The sequence below is a fragment of the Pseudomonas fluorescens genome (genome assembly GCF_001648775.1).
GTDB lineage: Bacteria > Pseudomonadota > Gammaproteobacteria > Pseudomonadales > Pseudomonadaceae > Aquipseudomonas > Aquipseudomonas fluorescens_M.
Genome location: NZ_LVEJ01000024.1, coordinates 112,712 through 133,602, shown reverse-complemented (window position 1 = coordinate 133,602; position 20,891 = coordinate 112,712). Strand labels below are relative to the sequence as shown.

Annotated in this window: 19 protein-coding genes; 6 read left to right on the top strand and 13 right to left on the bottom strand. The window is 60.4% G+C overall.

The genetic code is table 11. The features are described 5' to 3' along the window. Positions 1–40 precede the first annotated feature (40 nt). From A8O26_RS22320 to A8O26_RS22280, 9 genes are all read right to left on the bottom strand, one after another. The gene (locus tag A8O26_RS22320; protein WP_064119900.1) at positions 41–2,455 is read right to left on the bottom strand and encodes a TonB-dependent receptor; all 2,415 of its coding nucleotides are present in this window, start codon (positions 2,453–2,455) and stop codon (positions 41–43) included. A gap of 97 nt (positions 2,456–2,552) precedes the next feature. Further along, a complete protein-coding gene (locus A8O26_RS22315; RefSeq protein WP_064119899.1) occupies positions 2,553–3,530 on the bottom strand; it encodes a FecR domain-containing protein in 978 nt (325 codons plus the stop codon). Continuing rightward, on the bottom strand, positions 3,531–4,043 hold the full coding sequence (locus A8O26_RS22310; RefSeq protein WP_064119898.1) for a sigma-70 family RNA polymerase sigma factor: 513 nt from the start codon (positions 4,041–4,043) through the stop codon (positions 3,531–3,533). It lies immediately after the preceding gene. Positions 4,044–4,128: 85 nt separating this feature from the next. After that, on the bottom strand, positions 4,129–5,313 hold the full coding sequence (locus A8O26_RS22305; RefSeq protein WP_064119897.1) for an aminotransferase class V-fold PLP-dependent enzyme: 1,185 nt from the start codon (positions 5,311–5,313) through the stop codon (positions 4,129–4,131). 15 nt (positions 5,314–5,328) lie between these two features. Continuing rightward, entirely contained in the window at positions 5,329–6,570 is a 1,242-nt protein-coding gene (locus A8O26_RS22300; RefSeq protein WP_064119896.1) for an MFS transporter, read from the bottom strand. 13 nt (positions 6,571–6,583) lie between these two features. Continuing rightward, on the bottom strand, positions 6,584–8,434 hold the full coding sequence (locus A8O26_RS22295) for an IucA/IucC family protein (RefSeq protein ID WP_064119895.1): 1,851 nt from the start codon (positions 8,432–8,434) through the stop codon (positions 6,584–6,586). A gap of 36 nt (positions 8,435–8,470) precedes the next feature. Next, positions 8,471–9,631: an NAD/NADP-dependent octopine/nopaline dehydrogenase family protein gene (locus A8O26_RS22290; RefSeq protein WP_064119894.1), complete on the bottom strand. Its 1,161-nt coding sequence runs from the start codon at positions 9,629–9,631 to the stop codon at positions 8,471–8,473. Positions 9,632–9,659: 28 nt separating this feature from the next. Beyond that, positions 9,660–10,703: a PLP-dependent cysteine synthase family protein gene (locus tag A8O26_RS22285; protein ID WP_016987084.1), complete on the bottom strand. Its 1,044-nt coding sequence runs from the start codon at positions 10,701–10,703 to the stop codon at positions 9,660–9,662. A gap of 14 nt (positions 10,704–10,717) precedes the next feature. Further along, a complete protein-coding gene (locus A8O26_RS22280) occupies positions 10,718–12,112 on the bottom strand; it encodes a Y4yA family PLP-dependent enzyme (protein WP_064119893.1) in 1,395 nt (464 codons plus the stop codon). Between the two features lie 612 nt (positions 12,113–12,724). On the opposite strand from A8O26_RS22280, the gene A8O26_RS22275 reads away from it, so the two are divergent. The 4 genes from A8O26_RS22275 (at position 12,725) to A8O26_RS22260 (ending at position 16,879) form a co-directional block, all read left to right on the top strand. Next, entirely contained in the window at positions 12,725–13,615 is an 891-nt protein-coding gene (locus tag A8O26_RS22275; RefSeq protein ID WP_064119892.1) for an HpcH/HpaI aldolase/citrate lyase family protein, read from the top strand. A gap of 25 nt (positions 13,616–13,640) precedes the next feature. Beyond that, positions 13,641–14,042 (top strand): ParB N-terminal domain-containing protein, encoded by a 402-nt coding sequence (locus tag A8O26_RS22270; protein WP_064119891.1) that lies wholly within the window; start codon positions 13,641–13,643, stop codon positions 14,040–14,042. A 110-nt stretch (positions 14,043–14,152) separates the two neighbouring features. Beyond that, a complete protein-coding gene (locus A8O26_RS22265) occupies positions 14,153–16,369 on the top strand; it encodes a TonB-dependent receptor (protein WP_064119890.1) in 2,217 nt (738 codons plus the stop codon). A gap of 132 nt (positions 16,370–16,501) precedes the next feature. Further along, positions 16,502–16,879 (top strand): hypothetical protein, encoded by a 378-nt coding sequence (locus tag A8O26_RS22260; protein ID WP_064119889.1) that lies wholly within the window; start codon positions 16,502–16,504, stop codon positions 16,877–16,879. A gap of 3 nt (positions 16,880–16,882) precedes the next feature. On the opposite strand, the gene A8O26_RS22255 is transcribed toward A8O26_RS22260, so the two are convergent. Next, complete coding sequence (locus tag A8O26_RS22255; protein WP_064119888.1) at positions 16,883–17,488, bottom strand: LuxR C-terminal-related transcriptional regulator; 606 nt, start codon at positions 17,486–17,488, stop codon at positions 16,883–16,885. Positions 17,489–17,602: 114 nt separating this feature from the next. On the opposite strand from A8O26_RS22255, the gene A8O26_RS22250 reads away from it, so the two are divergent. After that, complete coding sequence (locus A8O26_RS22250) at positions 17,603–19,231, top strand: ATP-binding response regulator (RefSeq protein WP_064119887.1); 1,629 nt, start codon at positions 17,603–17,605, stop codon at positions 19,229–19,231. A gap of 85 nt (positions 19,232–19,316) precedes the next feature. On the opposite strand, the gene yecR is transcribed toward A8O26_RS22250, so the two are convergent. From yecR to A8O26_RS29840, 3 genes are all read right to left on the bottom strand, one after another. Further along, entirely contained in the window at positions 19,317–19,625 is a 309-nt protein-coding gene (yecR, locus tag A8O26_RS22245) for a YecR family lipoprotein (RefSeq protein ID WP_064119886.1), read from the bottom strand. 32 nt (positions 19,626–19,657) lie between these two features. Then, positions 19,658–19,972: a hypothetical protein gene (locus tag A8O26_RS22240; RefSeq protein WP_064119885.1), complete on the bottom strand. Its 315-nt coding sequence runs from the start codon at positions 19,970–19,972 to the stop codon at positions 19,658–19,660. Positions 19,973–20,205: 233 nt separating this feature from the next. Then, entirely contained in the window at positions 20,206–20,598 is a 393-nt protein-coding gene (locus A8O26_RS29840; protein ID WP_064119884.1) for a hypothetical protein, read from the bottom strand. Here A8O26_RS29840 and A8O26_RS29835 point away from each other — a divergent pair. Then, positions 20,585–20,833: a hypothetical protein gene (locus A8O26_RS29835; protein WP_155740677.1), complete on the top strand. Its 249-nt coding sequence runs from the start codon at positions 20,585–20,587 to the stop codon at positions 20,831–20,833. The two genes, A8O26_RS29840 and A8O26_RS29835, sit on opposite strands and share 14 nt — an antisense overlap. The last annotated feature ends 58 nt before the right edge of the window (positions 20,834–20,891 follow it).

The following is a 20,891-nucleotide window of genomic DNA, read 5'->3' as shown; positions in this document are numbered from 1 at the left end:
AGATCGGCCAACGGCTCACACCGTCACCTGCCTGAACGTTTCAGAAATCGACAGTTGCCGACAGTAATAAGGTTCGCGGTGAGCCTTGGGAGAACGCGCCATAAGAAGCGACACCCGACCAGTACTCGTGGTCGAACACGTTCTGCACCGTGGCGCGAAACGTGGTCGGTCGATCATCGATGCGCGTGGTGTAGCGTGCGCCGACATCGAAGCGGGTCCAGTCATCGAGTTTTTGCGTGTTGGCCTGGTTCACGTATTGGCTGCCGGTGTGGATGGCACCGCCGGTCAGCGTCAGGCCTTCGAGCCATGGCGTGTCCCATTCGGCCCAGAGGTTGGCCTGAACTTCCGGCACGCCGACCGGCTTATTGCCACGGTTGGCGGCCACCCCGGATTTGGTCAGTTCGGCATTGAGCAAGGTCACGCCGCCGAGCAGGCGAGTGCCCGGTGTGACTTCGCCGAACACGTTCAACTCCAGGCCCCGGTTGCGCTGTTCGCCCTGCACCGAGAACACGCCGGCGGCCAGTTCGCCGCTGGGTTTGCTGATTTGAAACAGCGCGAGGGTGGAGGTGAACGTGCCGTAATCGGCTTTCACCCCGAGTTCGTGCTGGCGGGAAATGTACGGGGCAAAGATCTCGCCGGCATTGGACGCGGTGGAGGGGGCGATGTCGCCCTTGCTCAAGCCTTCGAGGTAGTTGTAGTAGAACGAAACGTGATCCCAGGGTTTGATCACGGCGCCGAACAACGGTGTCGTCCGGCCGTCGTCGTAGGCCGTGGTCACCACGCCGGCGGCGTTGTAGTTGTCGGACTTGATGTTCTGTTTGCGCACGCCGAGGGTCAGTTGCGCGCGATCATCGAGGATCGACAAGGTGTCAGCGAGCGCGACACCCGTCAGTTCGCTTTCCGACACTTTCGGCGTATCCGGCTTGGGGATGTACGGTTCCGGGCGGTCCACCGGGTGATAGATATTCGACAGGATCGGCGCGCCGGAGATGATCCCGCGTGACAACACGTCGCGGTAGCGACTGACCTGCACGGTGGCGCGGTGCGTGACCGGCCCGGTATCGAAACGCAGTCGCGCACCGCTGTCGACGGTGTAACGCTCGACTTCGAATTTGTAATAGCCCGGGATCGAAGAGGTATCGCCGGCCGAGTTGATGATGGTCGGCGTCTGGTCGGACATCCGTGCGACATCGGACTTGCCGCCACCGGCGTGGGCGAACACCGTCAACGCATCGCTGAGGTCATATTCGCCGCTGAACAGCGCCGACTTGTCACGGGTTTTCGACCAGCCCCAATCCTGACTGACGTTGCTGCGGCCGTTGGCGGCGGAAGGAATGTCGACGCCCGGAGCAATGAGAAACGGCCGTGAGGCGGCGTCGAAGCTTTCCTTTTGGCTGAGCCAGTCGAACGTTGTGCGCAGGCGTTCGCCCTGATAGTCGAGGGAAATCGCGCCGATGTCGACGTGCCGCGATTGATCGTCGATCACCGTGTCGCCCAGTTGCGTGCTGCCATTGATGCGCACGCCGAAGCGGCGTTCTTCGCCGAAACGCCGACTGACATCGAGGTGCCCGCCGAGCTGCGAGTCCATGGCGTAACTGGCGGTGAAACGCGTCAGGTCTTCATCGAGCGAGCGCTTGGGCACCACGTTGATCACACCGCCGACCGCGTTGTTGGGTGACATGCCGTAAAGCAGGGCGCCGGGGCCTTTGACCAGTTCGATGCGCTCGGCGTATTCGGTGAATACGCGGTAATTGGGTGCCACACCGTACACGCCATCGAAGGCCAGTTCACCGAGGTTGCCTTCGCCGACGGGAAAGCCACGGATGAAGAACGAATCGACAATCCCTCCGGTCTGCCCGGTGGAGCGCACCGAGGAATCGCGCTCCAGTACATCGCCGACGGTCACCGCCTGTTGATCTTTGATCAGCGCCGAGGTGTAAGTGCTGACGCTGAACGGCGCGTCCATCACGTCGGTATTGCCGAGCAGGCCCAGGCGCCCGCCATTGGCGACCTGGCCACCGGCATACACCGGCGGCAGGGCATCGGGGCGCTTGTCGGTGCCGATCACCGCGGTTTCATCCAGTGTCAATCGGCGCGGCACCAGCGTGTAGCTGCCGTCGCTGCGCAGCACCATGTCCAGGCCACTGCCCTCAAGCAATCGATTGACCGCTGCCTGCGTCGAGAACTTGCCGATCAGCGCAGGGCTGCGCAGGCCTTCGGTCAGCGACGGCTCAAACGACAGCGCGATACCGGCGTCCACGGCAAAGCTCGACAAGGTCGCGCCCAGTGGTCCGGCGGGAATGTTGTAGGCCTGGATCGCGACAGCATCCAGTTGCACCGGCACGGCGGCCAAGGCAAACGGGCAAACGGCACCGATCAGGACAAGGCTTAGCAACGCACTGCGAATAACTGGTTTGAACTGACGATCCGGGCGCAGGCGGCGTGCAGCAAGCATGGATGGATGGACCTATAAACAGGACGGAAAGGTGCTTCTCCCCAATAGCCAGTCGAGATCAGAAAAAGTATCACCGGGGCGGCAAATATTTTTTCTCTCAGGCCGGGGAGAGCATGACCCAGTAGCCATTCAAGTGGCCGCTGACGAGGATCGGGTAGGTTTGCGCCAGCATGTTCAAGGTGCGCTGGCTGTCGCTGATCGGGTAGGCACCGGAAATGCGCAGATCGGCGATTGCCGGATCGAGGCGCACGAAGCCACGGCGATAGCGCGTCAGCTCATCGACGAAATCGGCCAGGCGCATCTTGTCGGCCATCAGCATGCCTTGGGTCCAGGCGCCGATGTAGCGGTCGGCAACGCTGAGCTGGCCAAAGGTGTAGGAAGAGAAATCGGTGCGTTGACCGGCGTTGACGATCAGCGGGGTGCTCTGGCGATTGTCCGCGAGTTCGACTTTGACCGCGCCTTCCAGCACGGCCAGGTGGGTGCGTGGTTGCAGCTCGCGAACGGTGAATCGCGTGCCCAGCGCCTGCATGCGGCCCTGGCGGGTGCTGACCAGAAACGGCCGCGCCAGTGGGGCGATGTCCGGGGCGGTTTGCACCAGTATTTCGCCTTCGCGCAGATGGATGAGGCGTTGATTGGCGTCGAACAGCACGTCGATGGCGGTGTTGGTGTTCAGGGTGATTTTCGAACCGTCGGCCAGGGTCAACTCGCGTTGCTGTCCAACCGCGGTGCGATAGTCGGCCGACCACTGCTGGGACTCTGCCAGCTTCCAGCTGCCCCAGCCGGCCGGCAGGACCGCCAGAATCAGCGCCAGTTTGCCCAATGCCGCGCGCCGTTCCGGGCTGCTCGGGCGATCGAGTGCCGACATCGCCAGCGACGGTGGCAGGCCGCCGAGTTTGGTCTGCAATAACTGCGCGCGGGCCCAGGCACGAGCGCGCTCGGATGTACTGACTTTCCAGCATTCCCATTCGCTGCGTTCGGTGTCGCTGAGTTCGCCTTCACTCATGCGGATCAACCAGTCGGCCGCTTCTTCCAGGGCCTGGTGATCGAGGTGCGGTTCATGGCGACGAGTGAGCATTCACTCCACCAGCAACAGGCACTGCACGAAGGCTTGCTTCATGTAGCGTTTGACGGTGATCAGCGACACGCCCAGCTGTTCGGCGATGTCGTCGTATTTCAGGCCGCTGATTTGCGACAGCAGGAAAGCACGTTTGACCAGCGGCGGCAGGGCGTCGAGCATCGCGTCGATTTCGTGCAGGGTTTCCAGCACCATGAAGCGCAATTCCGGCGAGGGCACTTCCGGCGCCGGCACATGGGCGAGGGCGTCCAGATAAGCGCGTTCCAGCGCCTTGCGCTGATACCAGTTGACCAGAATGCCCTTGGCCACGCAGCTCAGATAGGCGCGTGGCTGTTCGATGACGGTGACTTGCGAGGCGAGGATGCGGGTGAAGGTGTCCTGCGCCAGATCCGCCGCATCCATGGCGTTCCCCAGTTTTTTTCTCAGCGTCGCGTACAGCCAGCCGTGATGGCCGCTGTACAGGGCTTCGATCGCGCGCAGGTGGTCGTTATTCGCGGGAAGGGTTTCGCTCATGGCTGCAGATTTTCATGCAATTGAGAAGTATTCCCAATGCTAGTTTACAAACCGTCTGCGACGCAAGCGCCGATTGGTGTCCTGTTCAGACGTTCGGCAGCGCGCGTAATGCGGCAATCATCGTGTCGATTTCTGCCTCGCTGTTGTACGCGTGCAGCGAAGCACGGCTGACTTCCAGCAAGTCCCGCTGTTGCATGTCGAGCAGGGTCGAGCGAAAGGTTGAAGTGCTGACGTTGATGCGTTTTTCCTGGCCGGCCAGCCACTGTTGAACCTGTGCGGCAGAGCTGTTGCGATGGCTGAAAGTGACAATGCCGGACTTCACCGCGCCCAGGTCTCGCGGCGTGATGCCGGGGATCTCGGCCAGTTGCTGGCGCAGGTAGTCGGCTAATCGCTGGATGCGTTGCCACATCGCTTCTACGCCTTGCGCCAGCGCGTATTCCACCGCCGCACCGAGGCCGAGTTTGGCCGCGACATTGCATTCCCAGTTCTCGAAACGCCGGGCATCGGCGCGGATCGTGAACGTTTCTGCGTTCTGCAAAGAGGCGGCATGCAGGTCGAGAAACGCCGGTTCGAGGTTCTGACACAGAGACCTTTCGACATACAAAAATCCCATCCCGCGCGGCCCTCGCAAGTATTTGCGGCTGGTGGCGGCGAGCATGTGGCAGCCGATCTTCTGCACATCAATCGGCATCTGCCCGACACCCTGACAAGCGTCGAGCAAAAACAGCACGCCGGCCGCGCGGGCGAGAGCGCCAATCTGTTCGATGGGCTGCACCGGGCCGCCATTGGTGGCGATAACCGGCAACGAGATCAGCGCGATCCGTTCATCGGCGAGCAACGTTTCAAGCGCCGCTAACGAGATCTGGCCGTGTTCATCATTGGGGATGAGCCGAATCTCGATGCCACGCCGCTGCTTCAGTTGCAGGTAAGGAATGTAGTTGCCGGCGTACTCAGTGGTTGAGGTCAGCACCACATCGCCCGGTTGCAGCGGCAATGAATAGAAGGCCATGTCCCAGGCGCGAGTCGCGTTTTCGATCACCGCGATTTCGTCAGGGGCGGCGTTGATCAACCGGCCGATGGCGCCATAGACGTTCTCCACTTCGGCCGATTGCTGTGCGGCCGCTTCATAGCCGCCCAGATTCGCTTCAAGCTGAATGTGTCGGGTCATCGTCTCGATCACCGGCGTGGGCATCAGTGCCGCGCCAGCGTTGTTGAAGTGGATCAGTTGCGCGACGGCGGGAGTGTCGGCGCGCAGTTGTTCAATATTCAAAAGCAGGCTCCTTGATCAGTCCCCGTCCGGGGCAGGGCTCGGTTGCATCACCGCAGGCCAGTAGCGCAGGGCGACAATCGGGATCAGTGCAACGACGTACGCCAGACAGACAAACAGATAGGTGTACTGCAAACCGTAAACCTGACTGAGCAAGCCACCAGCGGAAATCCCGGCAATCGAAGCGAACTGCGCGGTGCCTTGGGCAATTCCCAGCACATGACCTTGCTGCGAGCTGTCGGCGGTTTTCGAGATCAGCGCCATCAGCACCGGCGTGGTGGCACCGAGCAGTACGCCCCAAATGAAGTAGGCGATGACAAACACCAGCGGGTTACGGGTGATGCCTGCTATTGCGGTGAGGACGATGCAACCGAGCACGACGTAAGTCATGCGCTGCAAGGTGTCCTGTTGGCCACGGTGTTCGAAATAGCGCGACCAGGCGGTGGCCGACAAAATAAAGCCCAGCGCGAGCAAGCCGTAGCACAGGCCGACCACCGAATTGCTGACGTCGAACACCGAGCTGACATACAGCGAGAACGAGGTCTGCGGCAGCATTCGCGCCAACAGCAGAATGCCCATCACGCCGAGCAGCGACAGCAATGGCGAACCTTGCCAGAGGCTGGCGGAACGCACCGGCGCAGCTTTGTCCGTGACCACGGTTTTCTTCACCGGCGGCACGTCCGGCAACGTCACGGCGGCGATCACGGTGCATACCGCGCACAACGCCGAGGCGATGATGTTGATCCAGAAGAACGTCGCGTAATCGAGGATCAAACCGCCGACCACCGCGCCGAGCAATGAGCCGACGTTGGTGGAAATCTGCAGGATGGCGAACAGCCGTGCGCGCCGCGACGGCGCCTCGATGCTGACGCCATAGGCCTGTGCCGGGGCAATGTAGCCGGCAAACGCGCCTTGCAGGAAACGCAGGATCAGAATGACCCAGATGTCACTGAACAGGGCCAGCCCAAGCTGGGTCAACGACAAACCGGCGAGGGCACGGATCATCATCAACTTGTGGCCGTAGCGGTCACCGATACGGCCCCAGAATGCACTGGTGAGAATAATGCCGAGCATCGGCCCGACGTACACGGCGATGCTGGCGAAGCTGAATAGCGACTCCGACGTCGTCAGCCCACGCAGGTGGACAGGCCAGAACGGCCCGCTCATTTCCATCGCGCCCATCGACACCAACTGGATCGCAAATAGAAGATAAATCAGGATTCTTACGCTCGAACCCTGGATGGCACCTGCATGGGACATGAGTCAGCCTCGGTTAAACGCTAGCAAGCGGGTTGGTCAGGGTGTGCTGCAAACGATAGTTGCTGTACTGCATCATGTGCATGCGCAACAACGAGCGGGTCGGCCATGGATCTTCGACGAACGCCTTGTGCTCGACTTCCCACACGTCTGCCGCGACACGGTCGCGCACCGCTTCGAAGGCGAGGTCGGTTTCCTCGCGCAACACCTGCCACAGTCGCGTGTTGTTGAAGCCGTATTCCTTACTCAGCCACAGGGCGATTTCGTGCAGGTGCGTGAGGAAAGCAGCGTCCAGCACAAACATGCGCACCGGCTCGATGTCACCCGAGAACACCGTCGGCAGAATACCCGGTTGCACGTGCGGTTGCAGGCTGTAGCCACGACCTTCCAGCAACGGCGCATACGTGCGGCCATCGCCGAAATCGCGGATCAGCAGGCTCCGCGCCTTGCCGTCGGGCGAGAACAGCACCATGGTGTTTTGCTGGTGCGCTTCGAGGCCGATACCGTACATCAAGTAGATCGCCACCACCGGGTGCGTGACCACTTTGGCGTAATCGCGGAACCAGCTCTCGACCTGCGCGGCAGTGGCGCGCACGCCGTCGCGCTCGATCAGGTCGGTGAACAGCGGGCGGCCGCTGCCGGGCAAACGGGTGAACAGCGACGCCACGGTAATCGGCAGGCAATCATCACGGCGTTCGAACGCTGGCGCACTGCTGCGATAGACCACGGACAAATGCCGGCCCGGATGATCGTCCTGCGTGACCGCGTTTTTGTAACGCACGCCAATTTCTTCCGGGAAGATTTCCAGGCGTTGATCGAAGCCGTTTTCCACTTGCAGAATCTTGCTGATCACCGTGCTGATGCGCGGGCCCATATGAATCGATTTCGCCTGCAGGCTGCGCAGTTCGCTGGTCATCCACACCGCGATGGGCAGTTTGATCAGCGGTGCGCAGTCATCCAGCAGCGGCATCATCGTGCGGTACGACATGGTCGGCAGGGTGGGCAGGTTCGGGCCGTCGGTGATCAGAATGCCGTCGGCGATTTCCTGCGCGAAGGTTTCCAGCACGTAGGCCTGCAAATGCCAGCCGTGAATCGGCAACGGCAGCCACTGGTTTTCGTCCAGACCCTTGTTGTTCAGTGCGGCTTTCCATTGCTCCCATTGCGCCGGGAAATTCTCGGCGAACCAGGCGCGGTAATCGATCACGTGCGGCATGCTTTCGCTTTTCGCGTTGTCGGCGCGCAGTGCGGCAATGCGCAGCGGCACCTGTGCGTTGAACTCGGGCGAGAGTTGCTCGACTTCTTCATCGGTCAGGCCGGGGCGGGCTTTCCAGGTCGGGTAATACGGGTGGCCTTCGAGTGAACCCCACTGATCGAGAAGAATGGCCGCGTCCTTGGTTCTGGTGTGCTGGCGCAGGTAGTCGGTGAAACTGTTCAGCTCGGCCTCCCTGGTGGCCTGTGCCAGTCGGGCGTTCCACTGCTGGCGATGCTGACGGGCGTGGGCGTCGTTGCTCAGGCTGTTTTCCATGTCGGCCTTGAGCCCGGCGATACCTTCGTCGGTCGGCGCGAAGTCGAAGCTGTCACGCAGCACATCGAGCATGTCCTGATGGCTGGTGATGAGCTGGCGCACGCCTTCATCGGTGACCAGCACCACGTCACCGTCGTTGACCACGGTGTCGGCCGGGCCTTTGGCGATGTCGGAAAAGGCCAGGTGTGCGCGGCCACCCTTGAGCGGATACGTGGCCTGGTTGCCCTCGACGGAAAAGCTCAGGGCCGCTCGGTCGAGGATGTTTTCCGCAAACAGGCAGCGCACCAGACGGCGCATGGCGTTTTTGCGGGAGTAGGCGATCAGTGTCTTGAAGTCATCCATATCAGCAGTCTGCTCGTCAAAAATTGAATAGAGAGATCAAGCGGCGGCGCTTGTCGTGTGCGGCCACTGGCGCGGGAAGTAGTCGAGTGCCGAGTCGCGCAGGCCGTCCATGTAGGCCACGCTCCACTGCAGGACTTCCTCGATGTAAGGCACCTTGAGGTCGAAGCGTTTGGCCATTTCCACCAGCAGCACCAGACCGTAGGCGACGTCTTCGTTGAAGGCGCGGCTCTCGCGCTCAATCACGTAGCCGGCGCGGTTGTCGGCGGCCGGCACCATCGGCGCGAGGATGTCGTTGTAGGCCTGATTGGTGCGCAGGATCGAGAGCATGCTGCTCGGGTCGCGGATCTGTTCGCCGTAGGCCTCGACGATTTCCTGTTTCAGGGATTTCACCGAAGACAGGTCGATGCCCAACCGCTGGCTGATCACCGCGCACAGGTCCTGGCTTTCCTGATCCATGCGTTCGAGGAAGTAGGCGCCAAGTTCCGGGCACTCGGTCCACCAGCACATGCGTTGCGGGAAGATCTTGCGATGCCATTGGCCGTAGGGGCCGATCAGGCCGTAGATCACCGAGCTGTGCATGATCGGGTTGCCCGGCGTCAGGGTGATTTCGAGAAAATGCTCGAGCATCGTCACGCACGGGCCGTACAGCCGAGTGAGTATTTTCTCCAGTTGGCGGCGCGCGGTTTGCGGTTCCCGGGCGTGGGTCGCCACGTACAACTGGCTTTTGCCGCCGCCCATTTTGATCGAACGTCCCGGGGTCAATTCAAACGCGGTGTGCGGCACGTCCTTCATGCCCCAGATCACCACATTCGGCCGGTCGGGCAGGGTGGCTTCGGCCAGCCAGTCGAAACCACAGAAGCCGGGAATGGCACCGATGAACACCGGTTTGCTGGTGGTCAGGTGCGGCGCGATGTCTTTCAGGGTTTGCGGGCGCGCATGGGCCGGCACGGTGATGATGACGATGTCAGCATCTTCAACCGCTGCTTTGGCGTCGCTGGTGACCCGGTCGAGCCGCGCGCTCAGGGTCGAACCATCGGGCAGCAACGCCTGCATCGGCGTCTGGCGGGCGTACTGTTCGATGACCTCCTGATTATGGGTGTGCATCGAAACCTGAACATCGGGCAGTTGCTTGAACAGGATGGCGTTGAGATGGCCAGTCCTGCCGCCACCACAGATGGCGACTTTCAACAGATTCATCGAGAGGCGTTCCTGTGTGAAGGGTGGGTCATGCGACGCTCAGTTGCAGCGGCGCGGAGATGGAATCCAGCCATTGGGTCTTGCCCAGCCAGGCATCCAGTTGTGGGGCGATGCTCGGATCGATCAGGTCGCGCTCTTGCAGCCATTTGTCGTCGAACACGGTGTGCAGGTATTTCTCGCCACCGTCGGCAATCGGCACCACGACGTTGCCGGTCAGTACGCCTTTGTGGATCAACTCCAGTGCCTTGAAGATCGCACCCCCGGTCGAGCCGCCGACCAGCAAGGCGAAGTTGCGCGCGATGTAGCGCGCGGTTTCGAACGCCTGCGAGTCGGTGACTTGCACGCCCAGATCGATGCAGCTGTAGTCGAGCACCAGACCCACGGTGTCGCCGGCCGGCGTGCCGGTGCCGGATTGATAGTAGGGATAGCCAGGGTGACCGAAGACAATCGAACCGGCCGGTTCCACCGCGACGGTAACGGTGTCCGGGTTGTGCACTTTCAAGCCGCGCGCAATGCCGGTCATCGAACCGCCGGTGCCGACGCAGCCCACGTAAGCGCCGACCACGCCTTCAGCCTGCACAATGGTTTCGCGGACGAAATCACTGTAACCGCCGGCATTGGCGGCGTTGTCGGACTGGTTCATGAACACCGCGCCGGGAATCTCACTGGCCAGTTCGGCGGCCATTTGCTGGCGCTCGACCACCGCGACTTCATCTTCGCGATAAGTGCCTTTGACGAAACGAATGTCGGCACCAAGGGCTTTCATTACAGCGATTTTGTCTTGTGCGGCGTGGTGATCGACCACGGCAATAAAGTGCAGGCCAAACTCGACGGCGGCCATGGCCAGGCCAATCCCGGTGTTGCCCGACGAAGACTCGACCACCACACCACCGGGTTTCAGGCGACCGGACTTGAGCGCGGCCAGCACCATGTTGCGCGCCATGCGGTCTTTGATACTGCCACCGGGATTGTTCTTTTCAATCTTCAACAACAATCGCGCGTTGGTATCCGGAACATCAATGCCCAACATCGGCGTATTACCGATAAGGTCCGAGACTTTATTCAATATCATTGCAATTGTTCCCTTTAGTAGTCAGGTGAAAACGCATAGTTACCTTCCGTACAACAGGTCGCCGTCAGCCGCCGGGGCAGGGGATGGCGATGAAACTCGTTTTCCAGCAAGTCCATCTGATAACCGGCAGTATTGACGTAAATCAATAAGTCGCCGCTGCGTGGTTCGTTGGCAAAGTTGATCAAGCGATAGCTGAGGACGTCGTCATCAAGACAACTATGCCCGGCAATGTACGCTTGAGTCGGCGCAGATGGAGTTTGCTGCGTGCTGATCAGTATTGGATCTACCAGATATTCAGAGGCGAACCAGGTTTCGCAGGCGCTGAAGCTACTGCCTTCAACAAAGATGACGGTTTTATTATCGGCGAGCTTCTTTGTGCGCGTGACGCGAAATATTGAAATCGCGGACTGATCGACCAGGCTTCGTCCCGGTTCCAGTGCCAGCGTTATAGTGTGCTGATTCAAGTAGTTGGCAATGGACAAGCCCGATGAGAGTTCCGCTTCGAGCAATAACGTCAACCATTGCGGCGCGGTCAATTCGCTGCCGTAAGGGTAATAAGCCGCGGGAACTTTCTGGTGGTAATAATGGCTGGGGTTGTTGTCATTTTGCAGAAACCGGGCATAGGCCTCGGGCTCGACATAACGAATCGGCAGGCCGCCACCGATATCGATCATCTGCGGATTCAAGCCCATTTCCCTGGCCGCTTCGACGAACCCGGCAACCTCACGAAAAGCTTGCACCCGGGATTCGAAGCCATAGCCACCAAGGTGGAAATGAAACCCTTCGAAGTGAAAAAACTCACGTTGTTCCGTCAGCCGTTGCAGGCAGTCGAGCAGGCCCTGCGCACCCATGCCGAAGCGGCTGCTTTCACAATCTTTTGGTCTGTAACGCAGTAAAACCCTGGCTTTGACCGGCGTTGCCTGCGCTGCAATCACGCCTGTCAGATGTTCGAGTTCCTCCCGCGAGTCGACGCAAATCAGGGCGCCGGCGCTGATCAAAGCCTGGTGAAACACAGCGGTTTTGGCCGGTCCCGTGGCACAGATTTTTGCCCCCGGTACACCGGCTCGCAGGGCGGCCTGCAGTTCATGGATGCTCGATACATCGACACCGATTCCCGCATCTGCCGCAGCGCCGAGCAGGCTCTGCGACTTGTTGGCCTTGGCGCCGTAGAAGATCGCATGGGCCACTTTGTACTGCTTCAATACCGTCAACAGCGCTTGCGTGTTTAATTCGAATGCATGCGGCCAAACCATATTCAACGGTGAGCCGTGCTGCTCGACCAAATCGCCAAGTGTATTCGGGAAGTTGTTGATAAGCGTGGAAATAACCGGATCGATCAGCGGCGTTAATGTCTCCGGATGATGAACTTTGTTTTGCTGCTCAACAGTCGGTGTATTTGTTGTAGGCATAGTTAACCCCTGGCGCTGAAAATAACCTCGCCATTGATGTTTCGATAACTCAGCGCTATCGATTTATGTAGTCTTTTTACTCGTCAGGTACGAGGTTTTAAACAATTAGGCGGCGGATGCCAGGCAAAGCTTGATGTTGAATTTGCAGCGACTGCCGTAATAAATGGTTCACAAAACAATGGCATGAGAACCCCATTCCCTAAGGTTTGTACGGACGTATTAATTGGCCATTAGTTGCTGGTCAATCCCCTGAAAATGCCAAAGCTTGATGTTCAACTGACATCACTGGCAGGTACTTCCCGAGACACTGAAAACTTGCTTTGAAGCGAAGATAGTTCCTCTTGACGGCGTGAACAATATTGCGAACAGGAACGATTATCAAGTAAGGTTTTCAAATATTTTTGAATAAAGACCTGCGCAAGGCGAATCAATGAACGTGTATTTACACGCTCAAGGACGCGTTCGCCCGGAGATAAAAAAGTCCGTTAATTCCTTGAACAATAAGGCGTTAAGGGCTGTTGCGAGAGGCCCCGGAACGGCCGGCAATTTTGCCGCTGAAGGGGCCTGAAAATTTTCAGAAACCACGACTGGTTCACGCCAAGGAGCAACGCCATGCAATCCGATCGACTCAGCCGCAAAGCACCCCTCGCGATCAGCTACCTGTTCGTGCCGGGCAATCGTCCCGAGCGCTTTTCCAAAGCCTGCGATGCCGGGCCGGACGCGATCATTCTCGACCTCGAGGATGCCGTTCATCCGGACAGCAAAGCCGCCGCCCGTGACGCCATCCGCGCATGGCAGGAGAAAACGCCGAGCGTTGCCTGCGAGCGTTACATCCGCCTGAACAGCGTCAGCAGCGCGCCGTTTGCCCAGGACCTGAGCTGGCTCAGCGACATGCACCACCCCGAGCGTTGCGACGGGATTTTCCTGCCCAAGGCCGAATGCCCCGAGGCCCTGATACGCGTGGTCGAAGGCTTGCTGGAGTGGCAACCGAAGCTTGCGATCGTCGCCATCATCGAAACCGCCAAGGGCCTGCAACAGGTCGAGTCGATCGCGGCCATTGCGGGCCTGGCGCGGCTGGCGTTCGGTTCGCTGGATTTCTCGCTGGACATCAACTGCAGCCAGACGCCCGAGGCATTTCTGTTCGCGCGCAATCGCATTGTGTTGGCGTCGCGCACGGCGGATTTGCCCGCGCCAATCGATGGCGTGACGCCGGCGATCAGCGATCTGGCGGTGGTCGCCAAGGATTCGCTTTACGCGCGTTCGCTGGGCTTCGGCGCCAAGCTGTGTATCCATCCCGGTCAGTTGACCACGGTGCAGCGCGCGTTCCTCCCGGATTCGCGCCAGTTGGCCTGGGCCGACCGGGTGATGCGCGCGGTCGCCACGGGCAGTCACGCGGTGCAAGTGGACGGCGAGATGGTCGACCTGCCGCTGATCGAGCACGCCCAGCGCCTGCTCGATGTGGCCAGCCAGCACGCACCGGTTGCCCGCGCCGATGCTTGCTGAAACCCCGGCGAATCAGGAGATCACCATGGACCACGGTTATCAGATTGCGCTGCGGCCGCTGTGCGAGGTGTTGCAGTCGGAGCAGGTCGACCCGGCCAACGTGACGCTGCTGCGCGAGTCGATTGTCCGCGCCGGGCATTGGCTGGAACCGATCATCGTCGAGCGTTCGCGCGGCATCGTCATGGACGGCAATCACCGCTTCACCGCGGCGTTGCAACTGGGCTTGAAACGGGTGCCGTGCATCCAGCTCGATTACACCGATCCGCGCGTCTGTGTGCGGCATTGGCAAACCGGGCAGGCGTTCGAGGTGGCGCGGATTTTCACCACCATCGCCCGTGGCGAGATTTTCCCTTACAAGACCACCCGGCACGCGTTTGACCCTGCGCTGCCAGTGGTTGCGATCCCGCTGGAGCGCCTCTACGCCTGAGGCGGATCGCGCCACGGCAAAAAAACTTTACTGCGGGTGATACTTTTTCGCAGATCGACTGGCAATAGGAGTGATTACCATTTTCCCTCGATGAAAAGGATCCTCACGTCATGCCTGTTGTCAGTCGTCCTTGCGGTGAGCGGGTGTTAACACTCGCTGTGCGTACCGCCATGCTGAATTTCGTTTTGGTCGCAGGAAGCGCCAACGCTTGGGCCGCCAGTGCCGAGCAACCAGGCGTTGCCGCCGACCCTGCATCGAACGCCGCGCCGGACGCGCTGACCCTCGACACCACCAACGTCAACGCCCGTTATAGCGGCGCGACCGCCTTGCCGGAAACCTTCGCTGGCGGCCAGGTGGCGCGCGGCGCACGGCTGGGCATGATGGGCAACAAAGACGTGATGGACACGCCATTCAGCGTCACCAGTTACACCGCCAAAACCCTCGCTGATCTGCAAACCGTCACCGTCGCCGACGCGCTGGAGCGTGATCCTTCGGTGCGCTCGACCGGCCAGACCGGCGGTATCGTCGACTCGTTTTTCGTCCGTGGCTTCCCGATCGGTGAAGGCAACCTCGGTGAACTGGCGTTCGACGGCGTCTACGGGGTCGCGCCGAACTACCGCGTGTTCACCGAATACGCCGAACGTGTCGAGGTGCTCAAAGGGCCGGGCGCGCTGATGTACGGCATCTCGCCCAACAGCGGCGTCGGTGGCGTGATCAACATCGTGCCCAAGCGCCCGCTGGATGAAGACCTGACCCGGTTCACCGGCACCTATGCCTCGGACTCGCAGGTCGGTGGGCATCTGGACCTGAGCCGGCGCTTCGGTTCGGAAAACCAGTTCGGCGTGCGGTTCAACGGCAATCTTCAGGGCGGCGATACCGCTGTCGATGATCAACACCGCGACCTTGGTATTGGCGCCATCGCCCTCGATTATCGCGGCGAGCGTCTGCGCCTGAACCTCGATTACATCAGCCAGAAGGAAAGTTGGGAGGGCGCTTCGCGGCCGTTCACCGTCGCGCCGGGCATCGATGTGCCGTCGGCGCCGAATGGCCGCACCAACCACTCGCAGGACTGGGGTTGGTCCGATACCAAAGAGCAGTCGGCGTTGCTCGGTGGCGAGTATGACCTGACAGACAACGTCACCGTGTTTGCCCATGCCGGCGGGGGTAAATCCGACGTCAAGCGCCTGTCCGATCAGGTGCCGCGAATCCTCAATGACGCCGGCGACACCAGCAACATTCCCGGTTACTACAAATTCAACGTGGATCGCTCGACGGCCGACGTCGGTATGCGCGGCGTGTTTGCCACCGGCCCGATTACCCACACCACCACGGTGATGGCGACCCGGTATCAGGATGAACTGTCACGCGGGATCAACAACGGCACGCCGATCCTCTCGAACATTTACCATCCGATCGACAGGCCGCAGCAGTACATCAATTCGCCGAAGGTATTGCGCGTTTCCGAATCGGAGCTGTCCGGTGTGGCGCTGACCGACACCCTGTCGGTGCTTGATGACCGCTTCCAGTTGACCCTCGGCGTGCGCCGTCAGGAGATCGAGTCGCGCAACTACAACGCGAGCGGAGCCGTCAGCTCGAAATACAAGGACAACGCCACGACCCCGCTGGTCGGCGTGGTGGTCAAGCCTTGGGAAGACGTTTCGCTCTACTACAATTATGTAGAAGGCTTGAGCAAGGGCGACATCGCCCCGGGCACCGCGGCCAACGCTGGCGAAACCTTCGCACCGTACGAGTCCAAGCAGCATGAGATCGGCGTCAAGTACGAACACGGCACGTTCATGACCTCGCTGGCGCTGTTTCAGATCGAGAAACCGAGCGGTGAAGTGGGCGCGGATAACGTGTTCTCGGTGCAGGCCGAGCAACGCAACCGTGGCGTTGAATTGAGCATGTTCGGTGAAGTCGCTCCGGGTACGCGTTTGATGGGTGGCGTCACGGTGCTCGACGGCGAACTGACCGATTCGGCGACCAAGGCCAACCGTGGCAATAAACCGGTCGGCGTGCCGGACGTGCAAGCCAACCTCTGGGCCGAGTGGGATACGCCATGGCTTGAAGGCTTCACCCTCACGGGCGGTGCGATCTACACCGACAGCCAGTACATCAACCAGGCCAACACGCAAGAGCTGGACTCCTGGACCCGCGTCGACGCCGGTGCGCGTTATGCGACCAGAATCGAAGGCCGGCCAACCACGTTCCGCGCCACCGTGCAAAACGTGTTTGACCGCGAGTACTGGTCGGGCGTGGCGTCCTACGGGGCAATCTCGCCGGGCTATCCGCGCACCTTGCAGCTGTCGGCCACGGTCGATTTCTGACGTCGAGGGAAGAGGGTGGCAACGGTCTCTTCTATATAGAGCGTCATGACTACGTTGGCTGTCCGACACGTGGTCCGGCAGGCGGGACGCCATCGCAGCCCGCCTGAACATTTCTGAAAAGGAGTCTTCGTCATGTTTAACAACCCAGGCACCGAGGTGGTAAACGCACCTTCGGTTTTTCGGACAGCGACCCACCAACTGGCCTTTGAATTCGAGCGCAGCGCCAATGAGCATATTCGCGAATTGTTGCGACACTTCGGACTACGCACCAGCCTGATCCGCTTCAAAGTGATCAATGCCCTGGTGATTGCCAGCCGCGACGGGTATGCGATCGGGGTGAATGGCGTGCATACGTTTGTCGAGTCGTCATCGCCCGAGCTGTCGTTTGTCAGCGTGCGTGAAGTGCTCAAGCGCTTGTGTGACGAGGGCCTGATCGTGCTTGAAGGTGACAAGACCTACCGCTTTACCGGCGAAGCCTGGGCGTTGCTGCAACAACACCTGGAACATTGAGCGTCAGAAACTCCCGGAATATTTCACCGCCGCAGCCGCCCGCGAGGGTACGTTCAGCGTGCGTAATAAAGACGACACGTGAATGCGCACCGTGAACGGTGAAATATCCAGTTCACGGGCGATTTCCTTGTTGGTCTTGCCTTGCGCGATCAAGCGCAGCACCTCTTGTTGACGTGGCGTGAGGGCCGCGCCGGTTTCCAGCGGCAACAGGCCCGACGGCGCAAACTTCACCAGCACTTCACCTTGGCGAATCGCCAGAATCGCCTGACCGATTTCATCGGGGGCGATGTTCTTGCCGATGAAACCGTCGATCCCGGCGGCCATGACTTCGTTGATCAGCGACTCATCATCGACCATCGACACCACGATCAACGTGGTGCGCGGCAGGCGCCGACGCAGCTCGGCGAGTTGGCTGACGCCGGTCAGTCCGGGAAATCTGAGATCAAGAATCAGCGTATCCGGCTCGTCGCCCAGGGGCAACAGGGCGAGCACGGCGTCGAGGTCACCGGCTTCTTCAAGGGCTGCGTCAGGCAACAACCGTTGAACCGTGCGCAGCATCGCCTCGCGAAACAACGGGTGATCGTCGGCTATGATAATTCGGCATGTCATGGCATGACCCTCCCTGGATCAGACATTACTCAAGGCATGCACCTTAGCATCGGGCGCGAGGGTTGCCTGTAGGTTGCTGCTGAATCTGACGAGTGCCGCACAAGGACGTTTACCATGAAGTTCGAGAAAAACACCGAACTCGACCAGGCCAATCTGCGCATCATCATCGCCAGTATCGCCGTGGTTTATATGCTGATACTGGGCTTTTTGCCGGGCCAGCGCTTCGATACGTACCTGCCGATCATTACCTACATCATCCTGTTTTTGTTGGCCTCGATCGCGCTGCGTCAGGCGATTGCGCACTGGCCGGGGCATTACCCGGCGCGACGGATTTTCGCCATGATCCACGATTACACCGGCACCTGCTTTGGTCTGGTGGTGGGCGGCGAGATGGCGTTGCCACTGTATGCGGTGATCATTTGGGTCAACCTCGGCAATGGCATGCGCTATGGCTCGCGCTATCTGGCGATCGCCACCGCGCTGGCGTTACTGGCGCTGCTGTGTGTGTATCGCCTGACACCGGTGTGGCAAGCGCAACCGTTCATGGTGTTGATGCTGATGCTCACCAGCACGGTGATTCCGTTTTATGCGCACTTGTTGCTGGAACGTACGCGCAAGGCTTCCGAAGAAGCGGTCGCGGCGAATCTGGAAAAGTCGCGGTTTCTTGCCCAGGCCAGTCATGATCTGCGTCAGCCGATTCATTCGATTGGCCTGTTTACCGCGTGCCTGCGTGAGTCGCGCCTGGGTGATGACGAGCGGCGGCTGGTCGACAATATCGACCGTTCGTTGCTCAACGTGTCGCAGTTGTTTCGCTCGATTCTCGACCTGTACACCCTCGATAACGGTCGGGTGCTGCCGAAATTGCACAGCGTGAACCTGGGCGAATGGCTGGCGGAGCTGATTCGCCAGAATGCCGAAGCCGCACGTTGGGCCGGTGTTGAGCTGCGTTTGCGTCCTTGTCCGTACTGGGTGCAAACCGATCCGGCGTTGCTCGCGACCATGGTGCAGAACGTACTGTCCAACTGCTTTAAATACGGTGCGCATCGGCCGGTACTGATCGGCGTACGTCGGCGCGGGGCAGGGCTGGCCATCGTGGTTTATGACCAAGGCAACGGCATTGCCGAGGAGCATCTGGGCAAGGTGTTCGAGGAGTTTTATCGGGTGCGGCAAGTGCGCGATAAAGACGTCGAAGGCGTGGGGCTGGGGCTGTCTATCGTCAAGCGTCTGGGGGAGTTGATCGGGGTGGGCGTCACCCTGCGCTCGCGGCTCGGGCGGGGAACGGCGGTGACTTTGTACGGATTGCCGATCGCTGCTGCGCCGCATTTGGCGGTCAATCGGGATGAGGCGCGTCAGGTCGGTTTGCTGACCGGGTTGAAGGTGTGTCTGGTGGAAGATGATCGCAACGTATTACTCGCGACTTCTGCATTATTGGAGCGTTGGGGCTGTGTCGTTCAAGCGGAGCTGAGCGGGCAGGGTTTGATGACCGACTGCGACATCATCGTCGCCGATTATGACCTCGGCACCCATGCCACCGGCGTCGAATGTATCGACGATGTGCGCAAGCAGAGAGGCTGGGCGGTGCCGGCGATGATCATCACCGGGCACGACGTCGAAAAAATCCAGGCGGCCCTGCACGACCGCGACATTGCCATCCTGTCCAAACCGGTGCGCCCGGCCGAGCTGCGCGCGACCTTGAGAGCCCTGCGCGACCGGCAACCCGAACCCGCTGAAAGCGTTTCGTGAATGATCATCGCGGACCAACCAAAGATCCCTGTGGGAGCTAGCCTGCTAGCGATTTGGCCAGCAGGCTGGCTCCCACACTTTCAGATCAGCGCTTGCACAGGTAATCCTGGGTGATGGTGGTTTGCAGGCAGTTGTACTGGCCCATGGTGCGGCAGATGTTTTTCTCGGAGCCGGTGACTTCGGCGTTTTTGTAGCCCCAGGTCTTGCAGCGTTGGGCGGCGACGGTCAGGCCTTGTTCGGCGCTGGTCTGGCCGCTTTCGAATTGGCCCAGTTCATAGGAGACCTGGACCACACCATCGTTTTTGCTGCCACCGGTGGCTTCCCACTGTTTCGGCGTGGCGCAGCCAGTGAGCAATAGCGCGCTGAGGGTGAGTGTTGCGATCAGGGTTTTCATGGGCAAACGGTGTCCTTTACCGGGTGGGGAAGTTATTGCAGTGGAATCGGCGAGGCGCCTTTCGGCAGGCATGACAGCGGCGGCGACATGATGCCCATGCTCGCCACGGCGATGATTACGCCGCTGGGCAATTCACAGTTATATTCCCCGGCCGGGGTGTAGGCGGTGTAGTAGGTGAGGGTGCTGTCGTTGCGGACGTTGTCGATTTTCGACACCGGTTTACCGATCACCGTTTGCGCGCGTTCTTTCATGCTCGATTCAGTGGGTTTGACGGTCTGGCAGCCGGCCACGCCGAGCAGCACGGCACCGAATACGGCGATTTTTGTGAGGTTTGCATGCAGTTTCATGGTGTGTCTTCCTTGGTGTTGTTCTGATTTCCAGGCACAACGATCCCGCACGCTGCAAACAGGCAACGTTGAGGAACATCGGGGGTGCGGGGGAATATAACGCCAGGTGGCGGGGCGGTCGATTAGCACAAATGTGCTAGTGCGGCGCGCAACAGGCGGCTCGCTGGAGCCGCCTGCCGGGCCAGGGGAGAATTATTGCGGACTGTTGAACTGGTCGGAATAACTGCCTGTCATCAACGCGGAGGCGACACGATCAGAACCGACCCCGACGCGGGAATAGGCAACCCGGTTGACGCCGGTACGATCGGCGCCATCAGAAGCCAGTGCGCCTGCGCCGACATGATCGGCGCCATCAGACGCCACGGCACCCGCGCCGACATGATCAGCGCCATCGGACGCGACTGCGGCTGCACCCACATGATCGGCGCCATCGGACGCGACTGCGCCAGCACCCACATGATCGGCGCCATCGGACGCGACTGCGCCAGCACCCACATGATCGGCACCATCAGAAGCAACCGCACCAGCGCCGACATGATCGGCACCATCGGACGCGACTGCGCCAGCGCCCACATGATCAGCACCATCAGAAGCCACGGCACCGGCACCCACATGATCGGCACCATCAGAAGCCACCGCACCCGCGCCTACTTTATCGGAACCGTCAGAAGCCACGGCACCCGCGCCTACTTTATCGGAACCGTCAGAAGCCACGGCACCGGCACCCACATGATCGGCGCCATCAGAAGCTACCGCCCCGGCACCCACATGATCCGACCCATCGGACGCCAGCGCCTGCGGTTGCGCCGCCCAGACATTGGGCACCACCACGGTCGCCACGACCGCCAGAAGCACGCCTGACAACAGCTTGTGTTTCATAGTTTTTCTCCACGACCCAGCAGCCACAAAGCGATAAGGC

Bases quoted from the DNA above. Each gene is read 5' to 3' on its own strand.
- A8O26_RS22295 (WP_064119895.1), bottom strand. From the start codon at position 8,434: ATGGATGACTTCAAGACACTGATCGCCTACTCCCGCAAAAACGCCATG.
- A8O26_RS22265 (WP_064119890.1), top strand. From the start codon at position 14,153: ATGCCTGTTGTCAGTCGTCCTTGCGGTGAGCGGGTGTTAACACTCGCT.
- A8O26_RS22310 (WP_064119898.1), bottom strand. From the start codon at position 4,043: ATGAGCGAAACCCTTCCCGCGAATAACGACCACCTGCGCGCGATCGAA.
- A8O26_RS22280 (WP_064119893.1), bottom strand. From the start codon at position 12,112: ATGCCTACAACAAATACACCGACTGTTGAGCAGCAAAACAAAGTTCAT.
- A8O26_RS22290 (WP_064119894.1), bottom strand. From the start codon at position 9,631: ATGAATCTGTTGAAAGTCGCCATCTGTGGTGGCGGCAGGACTGGCCAT.
- A8O26_RS22320 (WP_064119900.1), bottom strand. From the start codon at position 2,455: ATGCTTGCTGCACGCCGCCTGCGCCCGGATCGTCAGTTCAAACCAGTT.
- A8O26_RS22285 (WP_016987084.1), bottom strand. From the start codon at position 10,703: ATGATATTGAATAAAGTCTCGGACCTTATCGGTAATACGCCGATGTTG.
- A8O26_RS22260 (WP_064119889.1), top strand. From the start codon at position 16,502: ATGTTTAACAACCCAGGCACCGAGGTGGTAAACGCACCTTCGGTTTTT.
- A8O26_RS22250 (WP_064119887.1), top strand. From the start codon at position 17,603: ATGAAGTTCGAGAAAAACACCGAACTCGACCAGGCCAATCTGCGCATC.
- A8O26_RS22275 (WP_064119892.1), top strand. From the start codon at position 12,725: ATGCAATCCGATCGACTCAGCCGCAAAGCACCCCTCGCGATCAGCTAC.
- A8O26_RS22240 (WP_064119885.1), bottom strand. From the start codon at position 19,972: ATGAAACTGCATGCAAACCTCACAAAAATCGCCGTATTCGGTGCCGTG.
- A8O26_RS29840 (WP_064119884.1), bottom strand. From the start codon at position 20,598: ATGGTGCCGATCATGTGGGTGCCGGTGCCGTGGCTTCTGATGGTGCTG.
- A8O26_RS22300 (WP_064119896.1), bottom strand. From the start codon at position 6,570: ATGTCCCATGCAGGTGCCATCCAGGGTTCGAGCGTAAGAATCCTGATT.
- A8O26_RS22270 (WP_064119891.1), top strand. From the start codon at position 13,641: ATGGACCACGGTTATCAGATTGCGCTGCGGCCGCTGTGCGAGGTGTTG.
- yecR (WP_064119886.1), bottom strand. From the start codon at position 19,625: ATGAAAACCCTGATCGCAACACTCACCCTCAGCGCGCTATTGCTCACT.
- A8O26_RS29835 (WP_155740677.1), top strand. From the start codon at position 20,585: ATGATCGGCACCATCAGAAGCCACCGCACCCGCGCCTACTTTATCGGA.
- A8O26_RS22315 (WP_064119899.1), bottom strand. From the start codon at position 3,530: ATGCTCACTCGTCGCCATGAACCGCACCTCGATCACCAGGCCCTGGAA.
- A8O26_RS22255 (WP_064119888.1), bottom strand. From the start codon at position 17,488: ATGACATGCCGAATTATCATAGCCGACGATCACCCGTTGTTTCGCGAG.